At 70.4% G+C, this 14,584-nt stretch carries 13 protein-coding genes and 2 pseudogenes; 6 read left to right on the forward strand and 9 right to left on the reverse strand.

What is annotated here, in order from left to right:
• Positions 1-70 precede the first annotated feature (70 nt).
• From Q0994_RS32145 to Q0994_RS32160, 4 genes and pseudogenes are all read right to left on the reverse strand, one after another.
• Positions 71-268: a hypothetical protein gene (locus Q0994_RS32145; RefSeq protein WP_299541897.1), complete on the reverse strand. Its 198-nt coding sequence runs from the start codon at positions 266-268 to the stop codon at positions 71-73.
• A gap of 31 nt (positions 269-299) precedes the next feature.
• Positions 300-1,208, reverse strand: coding sequence for a hypothetical protein (locus Q0994_RS32150; RefSeq protein WP_299541899.1), 909 nt, complete (start codon positions 1,206-1,208; stop codon positions 300-302).
• 43 nt (positions 1,209-1,251) lie between these two features.
• Positions 1,252-2,367, reverse strand: coding sequence for a helix-turn-helix domain-containing protein (locus Q0994_RS32155; RefSeq protein ID WP_299541901.1), 1,116 nt, complete (start codon positions 2,365-2,367; stop codon positions 1,252-1,254).
• 330 nt (positions 2,368-2,697) lie between these two features.
• Positions 2,698-3,080: pseudogene (locus tag Q0994_RS32160) on the reverse strand (ATP-binding protein).
• 217 nt (positions 3,081-3,297) lie between these two features.
• Here Q0994_RS32160 and Q0994_RS32165 point away from each other — a divergent pair.
• The 3 genes and pseudogenes from Q0994_RS32165 to Q0994_RS32175 all read left to right on the forward strand — a co-directional run.
• The gene (locus tag Q0994_RS32165; RefSeq protein WP_299541903.1) at positions 3,298-4,176 is read left to right on the forward strand and encodes a helix-turn-helix transcriptional regulator; all 879 of its coding nucleotides are present in this window, start codon (positions 3,298-3,300) and stop codon (positions 4,174-4,176) included.
• A complete protein-coding gene (locus Q0994_RS32170) occupies positions 4,173-4,382 on the forward strand; it encodes a DUF397 domain-containing protein (protein WP_299541905.1) in 210 nt (69 codons plus the stop codon). Before Q0994_RS32165 ends, Q0994_RS32170 begins: the two co-directional genes overlap by 4 nt.
• A gap of 14 nt (positions 4,383-4,396) precedes the next feature.
• Positions 4,397-4,495 (forward strand): annotated as a pseudogene (locus Q0994_RS32175) (GNAT family N-acetyltransferase); the annotation flags it as partial.
• 122 nt (positions 4,496-4,617) lie between these two features.
• On the opposite strand, the gene Q0994_RS32180 reads toward Q0994_RS32175, so the two are convergent.
• Positions 4,618-5,907, reverse strand: a complete 1,290-nt coding sequence (locus tag Q0994_RS32180) for an LCP family protein (RefSeq protein ID WP_299541907.1) — start codon at positions 5,905-5,907, stop codon at positions 4,618-4,620.
• 117 nt (positions 5,908-6,024) lie between these two features.
• Between Q0994_RS32180 and Q0994_RS32185 the strand changes: the two genes are divergently transcribed.
• The gene (locus Q0994_RS32185; protein WP_299541909.1) at positions 6,025-6,573 is read left to right on the forward strand and encodes an acyl-CoA thioesterase; all 549 of its coding nucleotides are present in this window, start codon (positions 6,025-6,027) and stop codon (positions 6,571-6,573) included.
• A 33-nt stretch (positions 6,574-6,606) separates the two neighbouring features.
• On the opposite strand, the gene Q0994_RS32190 is transcribed toward Q0994_RS32185, so the two are convergent.
• Together Q0994_RS32190 and Q0994_RS32195 are read right to left on the reverse strand one after the other, a co-directional pair.
• Positions 6,607-8,361, reverse strand: coding sequence for an endo-1,4-beta-xylanase (locus tag Q0994_RS32190; RefSeq protein ID WP_299541911.1), 1,755 nt, complete (start codon positions 8,359-8,361; stop codon positions 6,607-6,609).
• A gap of 271 nt (positions 8,362-8,632) precedes the next feature.
• Positions 8,633-9,625, reverse strand: a complete 993-nt coding sequence (locus Q0994_RS32195) for an aminoglycoside phosphotransferase family protein (RefSeq protein WP_299541913.1) — start codon at positions 9,623-9,625, stop codon at positions 8,633-8,635.
• Positions 9,626-9,700: 75 nt separating this feature from the next.
• Here Q0994_RS32195 and Q0994_RS32200 point away from each other — a divergent pair, with 75 nt between their 5' ends.
• Positions 9,701-10,036, forward strand: a complete 336-nt coding sequence (locus Q0994_RS32200; protein ID WP_299541915.1) for a hypothetical protein — start codon at positions 9,701-9,703, stop codon at positions 10,034-10,036.
• Positions 10,037-10,090: 54 nt separating this feature from the next.
• On the opposite strand, the gene Q0994_RS32205 is transcribed toward Q0994_RS32200, so the two are convergent.
• A complete protein-coding gene (locus tag Q0994_RS32205; protein ID WP_299541982.1) occupies positions 10,091-11,464 on the reverse strand; it encodes an LCP family protein in 1,374 nt (457 codons plus the stop codon).
• A gap of 306 nt (positions 11,465-11,770) precedes the next feature.
• On the opposite strand from Q0994_RS32205, the gene Q0994_RS32210 reads away from it, so the two are divergent.
• The gene (locus Q0994_RS32210) at positions 11,771-12,802 is read left to right on the forward strand and encodes a glycosyltransferase family 2 protein (protein WP_299541917.1); all 1,032 of its coding nucleotides are present in this window, start codon (positions 11,771-11,773) and stop codon (positions 12,800-12,802) included.
• Between the two features lie 119 nt (positions 12,803-12,921).
• On the opposite strand, the gene Q0994_RS32215 is transcribed toward Q0994_RS32210, so the two are convergent.
• On the reverse strand, positions 12,922-14,397 hold the full coding sequence (locus Q0994_RS32215; RefSeq protein ID WP_299541984.1) for an LCP family protein: 1,476 nt from the start codon (positions 14,395-14,397) through the stop codon (positions 12,922-12,924).
• Between the last annotated feature and the right edge of the window lie 187 nt (positions 14,398-14,584).

Consider the following 14,584-nt stretch of genomic DNA (forward strand, 5'->3'; position numbering starts at 1 on the left):
GGGCGGCCCTGCTCTGACACACAGGACCTCTGCCTGTATCCGACCAGCGCAGACAGAAGTTGGAAAGCGCTCAGTGGCGCAGGAGTTCGAGGTCGTGGCAGGTGGTGATCGTTGCGCGTGTTTCGTCGGTGAGTGTGATCCGGCGGGCTTCCAGGACGCGGAGGAGGGCTTGGGTCCGCTCCGCTGCCCGGCCTTCTGCTCGGCCTTCGGCCCGGCCCTCTGCCCGGATCTCTTCGGACAGGGGCGAGGTGTAGAAGGACAGGTCCATGGGCCTCAGCTCTCCTCCGGCATCCCGGGTGTCATTCCCCGGCGAGGATTTCTTCTGGGGTGGTGGCGGTGAGGGCTCTGTCGAACCAGTGGCGCAGGAGTTCGAGGTCGTGGCAGGTGGTGATCGTTGCGCGTGTTTCGTCGGTGAGTGGGATCTGACGGGCTTCCAGGACGCGGAGGAGGGCTTGGGCCCGCTCCACCGCCTGGCCTTCGGCTCGGCCCTCGTCCCGGCCTTCTGCCCGGCCCTCGTCCCGGATTTCCTCGGACAGGGGCGACGTGTAGAAAGAAAGGTCCACGGCCACCAGGTTCCTCCACTGTGTTGCTGCCGGGCGGGTGCCCAGACCCTGTGCGGTGAGTTCGACGATGGGGTTGGTGATGTCCGCCGGTGCGTCCCGCAGCGCGGCGGAGAGCGTTTTCAGTATGGCACCGACGTCCGGATCGTCGGCGTGTGTGATGGCCGCCAGAGTGGCGAGCGCCAGGTCCTTGCGGGCCTCGGCCACGTCCGTGATCACGGGCATGTTGTGCGGGCCCGCCACGAGCGGGTTCAGGGTGAGCGTCTGCCAGCCCCGGAGCCCCACGGTGATGGGCCGGGAGGCCCATGCGGCGGTGGCGTGGTCCTGGCAGACGACCAGCAGCAGGACGGGCAGGGCGTACCTGTTGTTGAGGTAGCCCACGTAGTACGGCCAGCCCGTCGTCTTGGCCGGGTCCTTCTTGCCCTGCGCCTCGACGGCGAGCAGGAACGGCCCGTCGTGTTCCGTCTCGACCCGTAACAGGGTGTCCACCCGGCGCTCCACGGGCCGGGCCTCGGTGAGGTCGGTCGACAACACTTCCGTGAAGGTGGGGGTCGGGAGATCGACGTCGAGCACCTCGGAGACACGGGAGAAGAGGCCCGGATACTCCTGGAAGATCCGGTGCATGGCCTCGTGGGGCGAGCTGACCAAGGTCAACCCCTTTCGGGTTTCGGGTCGGGCGGCGGTGCGTGGGTCACGCGGCCGGAGCGGGAACGTCGTGCTGGTCGGCCCGGCAGTCGCCGCAGTGGCCGGCGTGACGGGAGCGGAAAGCGCGGTCGCAGCGCGGGCACTCCTGGAGCGGGACGAAGCCCGGGCGTACGCGGACCAGTTCCCCGGTGTCCGGCAGCGAGGGCGGCAGCAGGGCCGTGATGCGATGGCGCAGCAGCTTGGCGGGATGCTTGAGGGGAACCGGCAGATCGGCGGTGGGGGTGCGCCGGACGGTGTCCGCAGGGACCTCCCGCTCCAGCCAGGCCGCGACGCCGTCGGTCAGTGTCCGGATGTCCGCCTCGGTCAGCACCAGCTGGGACGCGTGGCGTCGCAGGTCGGCCAGGAGCGCCGAGGCCGTTCGCAGCAGCTCCGGGGTGGGCGTCCGGGGCTGGGGGAGCGGCGGTGGCGGCGTCTTCCGCGCGGTCGGGGCGGGCACGTGGACGACCGGGAGAGGCGGCGGGGACACCCGTACGGGTGCGGCGGCCGGTTCCTGTAGGGGGTCGGGTGCGGTGGTCGTGGCTCCTCCGGGCTGGGGCGCTGAGGGACGTACGGGTCCGGGCGCGGCAGCGGGGATCAACGGTGCATGGGACACGGCCCGAGGCTCCCGGCACCGTGCTGTCGACGGCTCGCGCTCTTCCGGCGGTTCGGGCCTCACCTCCGGTTCGCGTGGCCCCTTTGCCCGCCCGGCCCCCGGCGGAGCGGCCGCTTCCGGGGCCGCCGCCGGCTGGTTGAACCAGGCCGTGCGCGTCACGATGCTCCCGTTCGGCAGGCGCTCACGGCTGCGCTTGAGGTATCCGTGCGTCTCCAGCTCGCGCAGTGCGGCGGCGATGCGGGCTTCGCTCTCCGGGAAGCGCTCGGTGAGGCGCTTGATGCCGATCCTCGCCCCGGTGGGCAGCGACTGGATGTGCGCGGCGAGTCCGATGGCCAGCAGCGACAGGGTGCGGTGCTGGGCGAGATGGTTGCCGATGACCGTGAAGCCCTTGGCGTGTCGGACGGTGTGGTGGACGACGCCGAACGGCGGTTTCCCGTCCCTGGAACGGCTGGAGTGCCCGGCCCGGCCGGACGAGGCGCACGAGGGCGCGATAACCTGCGGGGAACCCATGGGGAAGAGCCTTACTTCCTTGTGGTCAGGCCCTCGTCCGGGATTGTCTTCCCGACGGGGGCCGTCGCGTTCTGTGGTTGTCGCGGCGAGCATATGTCACGCAACGTATGGCAAATCCAGCCCAGTTGGAGCAAGTCACCCGAGAGAGTGACGCGCCGTCAGGACATGGACGGGTGGGGTGGGAAGGGTGATTTCCCCAGATACTTGAAAGCTTCTTATGTCGTGCGGGGCCGGGACGCGGGCACCCGCGACCCGGCGGCCCGGGACGTGGTCCACCGGGTCGCGGCCCGCCACGACCCGGTGAAACCGCGCTCCTGCTGAGGGACCGGGTCACGGGACGAGGTCCAGCTCCGCCCACACGGTCTTGCGCGGCACGGGTCCGACGGTGACGCCCCAGCGGTCGGCCAGCGCGTCCACGATCAGCAGTCCGCGCCCGGACGTCGCGTCCCCGTCGGGAGCCGTCAGGCGGTCCGGGGCGGGCGGCAGCCGCTCGCCCCGGGTGTCGGTCACCTCGATCCGCAGCCGCCCGTTGCCGTGGAGGACGAGGCTCAGACGGAAGTCCCGGCCGGGTACGCGGCCGTGGACGACGGCGTTCGCCGCCAGTTCGGCCACGATGTGCGCCGCCGCCTCGGAGGGGTCCCCCAGTCGCCGAGGTGCGCGACGGTCAGCAACCGCGCGAGCCGGGCACCCCGGCGGGTGGGGGAGAGCAGCACGGTGAAGGTCCGGTCCGCGCGGTCGAGTTGGTGCGTGGCGAGTTGTTGTTTCACATCACGCAGCGTGGCCGTCCACTCGTACTCCGCACAGCGGGACGGCCCGTGCGTACGCCGACTGTCCCGGCCTTGTCCGGCGCTGTCCCGGCTGTCCGGAGTGACGGTCGGGGAACAGCAGCGGTTGAAGCAGATCGGCGCGCACATCGGAAGTGGGGCACGCATGAGCGTCGTTGTCGGCGGTACGGAGAGCGAGCACGACGGGGCCGACGAGCCCGGCTGGGACGTCGACCCGGACGACGAGTCCGGCGCGGCCGTCGTCGCGGCGGTCGGCCGCCAGCTCAAGGCGTGGCGCGAGGAGGCCGGCATGCGTGCGGCCGAGTTCGGCGCCGCGATCGGCTACGGCGAAGACCTCGTCCACAAGGTGGAGGGCGGCCGCCGCATCGCCCGCCCCGAGTTCCTGGACAGAGCGGACGAGGTCCTGGGCGCACACGGCAAGATCGCGGCGATGAAACGCGACCTGGCGGAGGTGCGGTACCCGAAGAGAGTGCGGGACTTGGCGAGGATGGAAGCGAAGGCGGTGGAAGTGGCCGTCTATGCCAGTCACGGCGTCCACGGCCTGTTGCAGACGGAAGCGCACGCGCGCGTGCTGCTGGAGACGCGGCAACCGTCGTACTCGCGTGACGAGGTGGAGCGAGGTGTGGCTGCTCGTATGGCTCGACGTTCGATTTTCGGACGCACCCCCGCACCCGCGCTCAGTTTCGTTCAGGAGGAGGCTGCCTTGCGACGGCCCATCGGGGGCAGAAGCGAGTTGCGGCGGCAGCTCGAACAGCTGCTGGAGATTGCACAGTTGCGGAATGTCTCGCTTCAGATCATGCCCCTCGCCTGTGAGTCTCATCCAGGACTCGATGGGGAGATCGAGGTGCTCAAGTTTTCCGATGGCACGGCTGTGGGACGGTCCCCCGGAGCGTTCAACGGGCGAGCCGTATCGGACCCGAGACATCTCCGAATCCTTGAGCTTCGGTATGGAATGATCCGGGCCCAGGCTCTCGCGCCCAGGGAGTCGATGACGTTCATCGAGCACGTGCTGGGAGAAACATGATCCACGAGACTGCTGCCGGGAATCTCTGTGCGCTGGAATGGTCCAGGAGCAGCTACAGCGACAGCAGCAGCGGCAACAACTGCGTCGAGGTCGCCGCTGCCCCCGGCACCATTCACGTACGGGACTCCAAGAGCGTCCCCGGCCCCCGGCTGGCCTTCAATGCCCGGAGCTGGGCCGAGTTCGTTCCCTACGCGGCCAGGAGCTGACCGCGTCCACGGGCACGTCCCGCCCCGACCACGAGGCGGCGAACCGGCTCTACGAGCGGCTGGGCTTCCGGGCCAGAGAGTCGACGGTCTTCCGGTTCGCCGTGGAGGGCTGACCGAGGCGGCCCACGGTCTCCGGGCATGCGTCGCAGGCACGGCCAGGGTTGCCCGGGGAGAAACGCCGCCGGCCTCCCGGAGCACGTGCTCCGGGAGGCCGGGTAACAGTGGTGACCAGGCGTCAGTTGCCCTTGACGGTCACCTTGTCGTCGTTCTTGAGCTGCTCCACGAGCTGCTTGACCTGGTCCTTGTCCCAGACGAGGTTGCCGTTCACGCTCTGGCCCGTGAGCGGGATGTTCATCGAGGTGCCGTCGCCGCCCGTGACGCCCTTCATGGCGAAGAACATCTGGCCCAGCGACCAGAGCGACATGTCCTTGTCCACGATCAGTGTGTCCAGGCCCGCGCCCATTGTCGGGTAAAGCCTGAACGGGTTGAGGATCGTGGACGGGGTGGCCGCCTGGGAGGCCAGGGCCGCGAGGAACTTCTGCTGGTTCTTCGTGCGGTCCAGGTCGCTGCCCGCGAAGGCGTAACGGGTGCGGACGAAGGCGAGGGACTGCTCGCCGTTCAGCGTCTGCTTGCCGGCCTGGAAGTCGGCGCCGGACTTCTTGTCCTTGAACGCCTTCGGGATGTCCAGTTCCACCCCGCCCATCGCGTCCACGATGTTGGCGAAGCCGCCGAAGCCGATCTCGACGTAGTGGTCGATGCGCAGGCCGGTGTTGAACTCGACCGTGCGCACCAGGAGTTCGGGGCCGTCCTCGGCGTAGGCGGCGTTCAGCTTCACCGTCCGGCCGGTTCCCTCGTACTTCTTGCCGGACTCGGAGCCGACGAACGAGGGGATCTCGACGTTCGAGTCGCGCGGCAGCGAGACCAGCGTCGGGCCGTTGGAGCCGTCGTGGAGGATCATCATCGAGTCGGTCCGCTTGCCCTCGGCGGAACCGGTGTGCAGCTTCTTCTTGTCCTCGGCCGTCATGCCCTCGCGGCTGTCGGACCCGACGATGAGGTAGTTCGTGCCGTCGCCCTCCGAGGGCCGGTCGATGACCTTGGACAGGTCCACCTCGCGCTTGAGCTTCGAGTCGGCCCAGAAGTACGTCGAGATCGACACGGCGAGCACCAGCACGACCAGCGTCAGCGCGCCGACCTTGATCCGGCGGCCCCAGTTCGGGGCGGGCCGGCCCTGGACGTAACCGGCGTCACCGCCCCGGCCGCCCCCACCGCCCTGGTGGCCGCCGCCACCGCCGCCGTAGACCTGGCCGGTGTTGTAGCCGCTGTCGTAACCGGGTGCGGCCTGGCCGCGCCCGTCGGCGTAGTCGTCGTACCCCTGGCTCTGCGGGGGCACCTGCGGGGCCCTCGGCGGAGCCGGTCGCCGCCGCTGGACGTGCGGCATCACGCGTGCGCTCTCGGGCTGCGGGGCGCTGCTGCCCCGGCCGTAGCGGTCGCTGTCGTCGGTCCATCCACCGGGCCTGTCACTCATGCGGTCCAGTGTGCAGCCCGAAGCCGTGAGGATTACAGGGTGTGAGGAATATCGGGCCTGGGCTGTTGCCAACCTGATGCAAAATCCGTGACGTGTTCCACGCATACAGTGGACGCCATGACAGAACAGGCCCATCGCACCGAGGAGGGCATTACGGGCAAGCCCACGGCGGCTTCCCGGACGACCCTCAGCCACATCATGACCGGCAACGACACCAATCTGCTGGGTACGGTGCACGGCGGTGTGATCATGAAACTGGTCGACGACGCCGCGGGAGCGGTCGCCGGACGGCACTCCGGCGGTCCGGCCGTGACGGCGTCGATGGACGAGATGGTGTTCCTGGAGCCGGTACGCGTCGGCGACCTGGTCCACGTACGCGCGCAGGTGAACTGGACCGGCCGCTCCTCGATGGAGGTCGGGGTCCGGGTGATGGCCGAGCGCTGGAACGAGTCGACCCCCGCGCAGCAGGTCGGCAGCGCCTATCTGGTGTTCGCCGCCGTGGACGAGGACGGCCGCCCGCGCCCCGTGCCGCCCGTCGTCCCGGAGACCGAACGCGACAAGCGGCGCTACCAGGAAGCCCAGATCCGGCGCACCCACCGGCTGGCGAGGCGCCGGGCGATCAAGGAACTGCGTGACAAGCGGGTCGCGGACGGGCTGGAGGACTGAGTGAGCGGGTAGACCTGCTGTCGGCCGGACCTGCTATCGGCGTTTCTTCGCCTCGTCAAAGGTTTGGAGCAGGCGCTCGTACGCCGGCTTCGGCCGCAGGGCCGCGTCCCACGGCAGGGAATCGGCCGTGCGCGGAGGATAGACCCCGGTGTCGGCGGTGGAACCGTACCGGTCGGTGAATCCCCAGGTCGAGAACGACGTGCAGTTCGGCTCCTCCAGGCAGACCCGCAGCTTGCCCGCCATCTCAGCAGCCTGGGTCTGCCGTCCGTCCTTCTCGTCCTCACCCAGGGGGACGTCCATCTCCGACACCCGCGCCCGGACCCCGAGCTCCGCCAGATCCCGCACATGGCTGCGGAAGGTCTCCGGGTCGACGCGGTCGCCGGGTGTGTACTCATGGTTCTGGAAACCCACGCCGTCGATCGGTACGCCGCGTTCCTTGAGCCGCTCGACCAGATCGTAAAGGGCGTCCCACCGCTCGCCTTCCTCCTCGACCCCGTATTCGTTGAGGAACAGCCGTGCGTTCGGATCGGCCCGGTGGGCGGCCCTGAACGCCTCGTCGATGTACTCCTCGCCCATGGCCCCGAACCACGGGCTCTGCTCGGAGCGCAGACCGAGATCCCCGCCGGTGTAGCTCTTCCCGTCGTCGGACATGGGCTCGTTGACCACATCCCATTCGGCGACCTTGCCCTTGAAGTGGCCGGCCACCTTGGCGATGTGCCGGAGCATGGTCCGGCGCACCTCCTCGGGGTCGTCGTCCTCCCGCATCCAGTGGGGCAGAGCCTCGTGCCAGACGAGGGTGTGCGCGTGCACCTTCATGTTGTTCGCGCGGGCGAAGCGTACGAGCAGGTCCGCGTCACGGAAGTCGTAGAGGCCCCGGCGCGGCTGGAGGAACTGTGGCTTGAACGCGTTCTCCGGAGTGAGCATGGAGAACTGGCTCCCCGCGAGCGCCCGGTAGCGTGCGTCGGTGAGCAGCGGGTTCTCGGCCAGGGCGGTGCCGACGTCGAACGGCCGTCCCACGTCTGCGGCCCGCGCGCGCAGCGAGTCCTCGGACTGCTCCTGGCGTAGCTGCGGCGCCTTGATCACCCGGAGCGAGTCACCGCTCTCCGCCCGCGCGCTCAGCCGCGTCAGCCGCCATCCCTCGCGGCGTCCGTCTTCGCCCGCGTCCGCCTCCAGACCGAACCAGACAGTGCCCCCGGCGAACACCCCCGGGTCCTGCACGGTTCCCAGCCGCCGCCCGTCGGCTTCTACCTGGAACGTGTCACCGATGCTCGACACGGCGAGCGTCACCGTCCCGGAGCAGCCGCAGTCGAAATCCTCGGAGTGGGCGGGCTCATCGCCCTCGCCGTCCCATATCTGTACCCTCACCTGCCCGTCGGCGGTCACGCCGACGCGGAGTGAGGGCCGCTCCTGCCGCCACTCGTCGTAGATGACCGGTACCCGTCCGTACAGCCGCAGCCAGGAGTCGCCGTCGTCGTCACCCACACCGGACATGCGCGCGGTGACGGTGAAGTCGCCGTCGGACCTCAGATGCGGGCCGGCCAGGTTCAGCGGGGGGTTGGGCCGGCCGCCGGAGGAGTCCTGCTCCACGATGCGCCGATCCGTTGCGCCGACCCGCAGGATGTCGTTCCGCGCGGTGGTGCCCGGCATCTGCGTCCAGTCGTGGTTCCGCAGCAGGTCTTCGTCCTTTCCGCCGCCCGCGCGCTCGCCCTGCCCCGTACACCCGGCCGCCACCGCCATGACGAGCACCACGGTGGCCAGTCGCTGCCACGTCCCCCCACCAAGGTCCACGGTTCCTCCTGCTCTCTTGTCCGGGACGACATCAACGTCTCGGAACCGGGCCACAGTTCAGCACGCATGAGGTACGGCGGTGTGCGGCACGTCCCGCTCGCGCGACGGAGCGGGCCCGGCCTGCACGCCGACGCCACGCCTGACGAGAAAGCCGAGCAGGCTCGGTGCCACCGCGGGCTCCTGCCCCCTCCGGCCACGGATCTCCCACGTGCCACCTCTCGGGCGATCGCGACCTACTCGACTTCGCCGCCTCGCACCCCGCGTTCTCCGCTCACGCGGCGAGCCACGTGGCCCAGTTGGGCATGGCCTTGCGCATCACGGCCATCGCCTCCACCGACTCCCTGAGTGTCCGGGCGAAGCCGGCCCGGTACTCCGGACTCCCGCCCCGGTGACCACAGGCCATCCACAGCTGCCAGGCCGCCGTTCCGACGCGTCCGGCGAACAAACCGGTGAACGCGGACTCGTCGACCGCCCCGACCGCCCCTCCCGCAGCGACAAATCCGGAGAGGCACGCTTCGACGATGCGGCGCTCGGGCACTTCCGGCCCACGGCCGAAGCCGGCAAGCTCGAAAGCGGTGGAGACGAGCTCCCACCAGGGTTCCTGTGCCCCGGCGGCGTCGAAGTCCAACAGCACCGGACCACCGGATCCGGTCAGAACGTTCTGGTGCCGGATGTCGCGGTGCATGACCAACTTCGTCCGGCACAGCTTCTGCTGATCCTCGGCCATGGCCTCGGCCTGTTCCACCGACAGCCTGAGGACGCGGACGTGCTCGGCACTGAGGACCTCAAAGGGTTCGGCCTGGGCGAGCCATTCCTCCCACTCTCCCCGGGAGTACGACCGGTAGTCGCCGTGGACGGCCGGATCGGCCGGAATCGCGCACCGGGCGAGACCGGCGACGAGCCCTCCGGCCCATGCCGCCAACGGTTCGGACGTCGGCGCGGTCGGATGCGTGCCCTCGACGAAGCGCACCGCGCGGGCGTAGACACCGTCCCCGACCGGTCGCCACAGACCCGCTTCTGCCAGAGTCGTCGACTGCGGCTCGGGCATCGATACACCCGTCTCCCACGCGGCGACTTCGAGCGCCCCTGCCTGAGCGGCCATGGACAGCCAGAAGTCACCCCAGGGCCGGTTGAGCTTCACCACCCATGAGCCGGAGTCGGTAACGGCCTTCCACACCGGGCTCTGCTCGTCATCCTTGAGCAGCAGCGGTGCTTCCAGCAACCGCCCCAACCCGAGCCGCTCGGCCGCGTGAGCCAGGTTCACGACAGTCAGTCAACCGGTCGGTCCTCTCAGCGACAAGCGACTTACCGATCGTCGGAGCGAGTCGCGCCGTGGGCCGTGGGCCTGACGTTCCTGGTCGGCATGCTCGGGGCCGGGGAGCCGCTGCTCTCGGCCGCCGCCATGCGCGGCAACGCCGAGCTGCCGCTGACGGGGGAGATAAAGACCGGGGTGCTGGCTGTCCAGGTCGACTGCCGGGGCGGAGGGACCCTCGAAGTGACCGTCGTCCCGGTCGGCCTCACCTTCCCGTCGGAATGCGTGGCCGGGGACGTGCGCAGTACCTACAACGAGATCCGGCTGCACGAGGCGCGCGGCGCGGGCAGCGTCCGCGTGACGGCGCCGTCCGGGGTCCGCTGGGCCCTGACCGTGGAACAGCCGGTACCGGGCACGCGGTGACGCGCCCGCACGTGACGACCGGCGACGCGGGCGGACGCCGGACGGGCACGCCCCCTACGGGCAGACCACCTCGTCCCCCCGCACCGCCCCGAACTCGCCCGTGTGGGGGCTCTCGGCCCTGACGCGGAGGACCTGGTCGTGGTCGGCGCCCACCGACACCCGCATCGTGCCGCCCTGGCCGGGCACCGCCCTCAGCTCGCTGCCCGGCAGGGCGGCGGCCAGCGACTTCGCCGAACGGTCCCAGCGGGGGTCGTACGTGATCAGGGTGCGGCCCAGGTCGCGGGACGAGGCGTTGAGGGGGGCGCCGGTGGTGTCGAAGCCGGTCGCCCGCAGCGCGGCGTCCACCTGCTGGCCGAGGCCGTCCGTCGGGGTGCCGTTGTAGACCTGGACCCGGATCTGCTGCGGGGCCACGTCCACCACGGCCGCCTTCGGACGCGCGGCGGCGGCAGGCGCCCGTACGGCCAGCGGCTTGTCCTCGCGGAGCGCCTGGAACAGCTTCTTCGCCTTCACCGCGTCCCACTTCACCGTCGAACCGATGCCCTTCACGGGGAAGCTCGGATCGCCGACCGGCACCGAGGTGAACTCCGACGAGGCTGCGGTGAACCCGCGCAGCGCCTTGCCCAGGTTCAGCATCTGCTCCGTGCCGAAGCCCTGGTCGGCCCGGACCGCGCCCAGCACCGAGGACGCGACCTGCTGGAACTTCACCGGGTTCAGCAGGACCCCGCGGCCGGTCGCCCGCTCGATGAGCGCCGCCACGAACTTCTGCTGGCGCTGCATGCGCCCGAGGTCCGCGTCGCCGCCGATGTGCCGGGACCGCACGAACTGCAGCGCCTGGCCGCCGTTGAGCTCATGGGTGCCGACCGGCAGGTCCAGGCCGGTGTAGGAGTCCTTCAACGGGCGGGCCGTGCAGATCTCCACCCCGCCCACGGCGTCGACGGTCTTCATGAAGCCGGTGAAATCGGCCTCCAGGTAGTGGTCGATCTTGACGCCGGTCATGTGCTCGACGGTCCGCACGGTGAGGGTGGGACCGCCCTCCGCGTAGGCGGCGTTCAGTTTCACCGGGTGGGCGGTGTGCGTGGTGCCGGTGTTGCGGTCGGTGTGCGCGGGGATCTCCGCGTAGCTGTCGCGCGGCAGGCTCACGACGGTGGCGCGGCGTCCGTCGGCCGACAGGTGCACCAGCATGATCGTGTCCGTGCAGTGGCAGGGGGCGCCGCCCAGCCGGTACTCCTTCTTCTCGGCCGCGGTGATCTTGTCGCGGCCGTCGGTGCCCACCAGCAGAAGGTTGAGGCCGTGGCCGCCGGTCGGCCGGTTCTTCATGTCCTTGAACGGGTCGACGCGGTCGATGCCGGTCTCCAGCTGGGTCACCAGGGCGTGGCCGATGCCGCCCGCGCCGAGCACCAGGACGGAGAGACCGGTCGCCACCCGCATGCCCCAGCGGGGGCGCTCGTCCTGCGTGCGGGGTCTGCGGGTTCCGTGCGGGCCGGCGGCGGGTCCCCGGCGGCGGGCGGCGCCCTTGCCGGGGGTGGGGTGGGACGGCCGGTACTGCTGGGGCACGGGGTGGACCTCCGTGGGACGAGAGGGGACCGTTCGCACGGTAAGCCCATACGATCTGCGGCCCGCGCTGCGACCCGGCGGCGCGCGTCCGTGTCCCTCGTTCGCGGTAACGTTACGGCCGCATACCGCCGTCTCCAGGGGTGCGAACCCCCGGTGCCCGAGGATCAGCCGAGGACCACCATGCCTGCCCAGCAGTACCCCGCAGTCTCCGTGATCATGCCGGTGCTCAATGAGGAACGTCATCTCAGGAACTCCGTGCGGCACATCCTGGAGCAGGAGTACGAGGGGGAGATGGAGGTGGTCATCGCGCTCGGCCCGTCCACGGACCGGACCGACGAGATCGCCGCCGAGCTGGTCGCCGAGGACCCGCGGGTCCAGACCGTCCCCAATCCGACCGGCCGTACTCCTGCCGCGCTCAACGCGGCCATCGCCGCCTCGCATCACCCGATCGTGGTGCGTGTCGACGGGCACGGGATGCTCTCCCCGAACTACATCGCCACCGCCGTGCGGCTGCTGGAGGAGACCGGGGCGCAGAACGTCGGCGGGATCATGCACGCCGAGGGCGAGAACGCCTGGGAGCAGGCGGTCGCCGCGGCGATGACCTCGAAGATCGGCGTCGGCAACGCCGCCTTCCACACCGGCGGCGAGGCGGGCCCGGCGGAGACCGTGTACCTCGGGGTGTTCCGCCGCGAGGCCCTGGAACGGGCCGAGGGGTACAACGTCGAGTTCATCCGCGCCCAGGACTGGGAGCTGAACTTCCGTATCCGTGACGCGGGCGGCCTGATCTGGTTCTCGCCCGAGCTGCGCGTCCAGTACCGCCCCCGCCCCTCGGTGCGGGCGCTCGGCAAGCAGTACAAGGAGTACGGCCGCTGGCGCCACGTCGTCGCCCGCTACCACGCCGGCTCGATCAATTTGCGCTACCTGGCCCCGCCGACCGCCGTCTGCGCCATCGCCGCGGGCATCGTCGTCGGCGCCGCCGTCACCCCGTGGGCGTTCGTGGTGCCCGCCGGTTACGTCGCCGCGGTGGTCGCGGGCTCGCTGCCCGCCGGTAAGGGCCTGCCGCTGAAGGCGCGCGCACAGATCCCGGTCGCGCTCGCCACCATGCACATGAGCTGGGGCTACGGCTTCCTGACCAGCCCGCGCAAGCTCGCGAAGAAGGTCATCGCGAGCCGCCGCCCGGCCATCGGGGGCTCGGTGGAGCAGACCGTCTGACCAGCCCGGCCCGGACCCGGCGCGGACATGGCTCGGACACGGCCCGGACACGGACCGGACCCGGACACGGAAGGGGGCTCCACCCGCGCGGGTGGAGCCCCCTTCCGTGTCCGGGCGCGTTACCAGGTGAAGGCCGGGTTCACGTGCATGCACGCCCCCTCGTCGTCGCCCCGCAGGGCCTCCGCCGAGTCCGGCGTCTTGTCCTCCGTCTTGGCGACCGGGTAGCTGCCGTCCTCACGCCAGTCGGCGCCGACCGCGAGCGAGACGCCGGAGACGTCGGTGGACTTCTTCACCTGGCCCACCGGGATGCCGAGGGCCTTGGCGACCGCCTGCGCATCGCCCTCCAGGTCCACGCTCGGGTACAGGATCGCGGTGCGCGCCTCGCCCGAGACGTCCGCGGAGTCGACCACGGCCTTGGCGAAGCCCGCCTCGACGAGTTGGTCCTTCACGTCGGTGGCACGGCCCGACGCCGGGCCGCCGCCCTCGTCGGCCGTCGCGTTGCGGACGGTGACGGCGATCTCGCCGACCGGGGCGGACTCGTCCTTCGGCGCGGGCGTCTTCGTGGGGCGCTTGGACGTCTTGCCGTCGAGCGGGATGTCGTCGCGCACCATCCGGAAGAGCTGCTCGGCGTCGCCCGGCTTCGGGAGCACCCGGCCCTCCAGGGCGCCGGTGCCGTAGACGTTGGGCATCGTCGTCATCGTGATGCGTGACGTCGGCACCCGCTTCAGCTCATCGGCCAGGTCGTAGAGCTTCTTGACCGTGTCGAGGCCCTTGTCGACGGTGAGCGCGTTGGTGGCGGCCTCGGCGAGGTTCATCAGCTTCGCCGGGTCGGTGAGCTTGGTGCCCTTGCGCAGTTCGCGCACCATCGAGTTCATGTACTGGTGCTGGGCCTTCGCCCGGCCCAGGTCGGTGTTGTCCTCGAAGCCGTAACGGGTGCGCAACCACTGGAGTGCCTGTTTCCCCTGGACCTTGGTGGTGCCCTCCTTCAGCTTGAGACCCGAGCCCGCCCCCTTGCTGGTGTGCGAGTAGACGTTGGCGTCCACACAGACCGGGACGCCGCCGATCGCGTCGGCCATCGACACCACGCCCGCGAAGTCGATCATCATGAAGTGGTCGATGGTGATGCCGGTCAGCTCGTACCAGGCGGCCACGGTGCAGCCCGGACCTCCCCTGCCGAGGCTGGAGTTGGTCATGACGTCGACGGTGGACGCCTCGTAGACCTTGCCCGTCTCCGGGTCGGTGCACTTGGGCATCTTCAGCATGGTGTCGCGGGGCATCGAGACGACCGAGAGGTTGCTGCGGTCCGCCGAGAGGTGCAGCAGCATCTGCACGTCCGCGAGGGGCGTGCCCCCGAAGGTCTCCTTGGCGCCGCCGAGCTTCTGGTTGGCTTCGGAGTCGCGGGCGTCGGAGCCGATGAGCAAAATGTTCAGCGGTGTCTGACCGGCGGCGTTCGCCTTGTGCTCGGCCATCTTCTTGTCGCCGAGGGTCAGGTCTTCCTTCTTGATGTTCGCGTTGAGGTGCTGGTAGTACACATAGCCGGCCCCACCGGCGCCGAGTATCAGGAGCGCGAGCACGGCGCAGGCCCAGCGCACTATCCGCTTCCCGGTGCTCCGGGGCGCGCGCCGGGACGGCCGGGCCGCGCGTCCCGCCGCTCTTCGGCCCCCGGCGGGCGGCGCGGCGCGGCGCCCGGACGTCGCATCGGCCTTCGTCGCGGACGTCGCGTCGGCCCGCGTGCCGGCGGAGCGCTTCCCGGCGACGTCGTCGTCGCCGTTCCCCCTGCCG

It is taken from the genome of uncultured Streptomyces sp. (genome assembly GCF_947488945.1).
In the GTDB taxonomy this organism is placed as follows: Bacteria; Actinomycetota; Actinomycetes; order Streptomycetales; family Streptomycetaceae; genus Streptomyces.

Bases quoted from the DNA above. Each gene is read 5' to 3' on its own strand.
- Q0994_RS32145 (WP_299541897.1), bottom strand. From the start codon at position 268: ATGGACCTGTCCTTCTACACCTCGCCCCTGTCCGAAGAGATCCGGGCA.
- Q0994_RS32155 (WP_299541901.1), bottom strand. From the start codon at position 2,367: ATGGGTTCCCCGCAGGTTATCGCGCCCTCGTGCGCCTCGTCCGGCCGG.
- Q0994_RS32165 (WP_299541903.1), top strand. From the start codon at position 3,298: ATGAGCGTCGTTGTCGGCGGTACGGAGAGCGAGCACGACGGGGCCGAC.
- Q0994_RS32170 (WP_299541905.1), top strand. From the start codon at position 4,173: ATGATCCACGAGACTGCTGCCGGGAATCTCTGTGCGCTGGAATGGTCC.
- Q0994_RS32180 (WP_299541907.1), bottom strand. From the start codon at position 5,907: ATGAGTGACAGGCCCGGTGGATGGACCGACGACAGCGACCGCTACGGC.
- Q0994_RS32185 (WP_299541909.1), top strand. From the start codon at position 6,025: ATGACAGAACAGGCCCATCGCACCGAGGAGGGCATTACGGGCAAGCCC.
- Q0994_RS32205 (WP_299541982.1), bottom strand. From the start codon at position 11,464: ATGCGGGTGGCGACCGGTCTCTCCGTCCTGGTGCTCGGCGCGGGCGGC.
- Q0994_RS32210 (WP_299541917.1), top strand. From the start codon at position 11,771: ATGCCTGCCCAGCAGTACCCCGCAGTCTCCGTGATCATGCCGGTGCTC.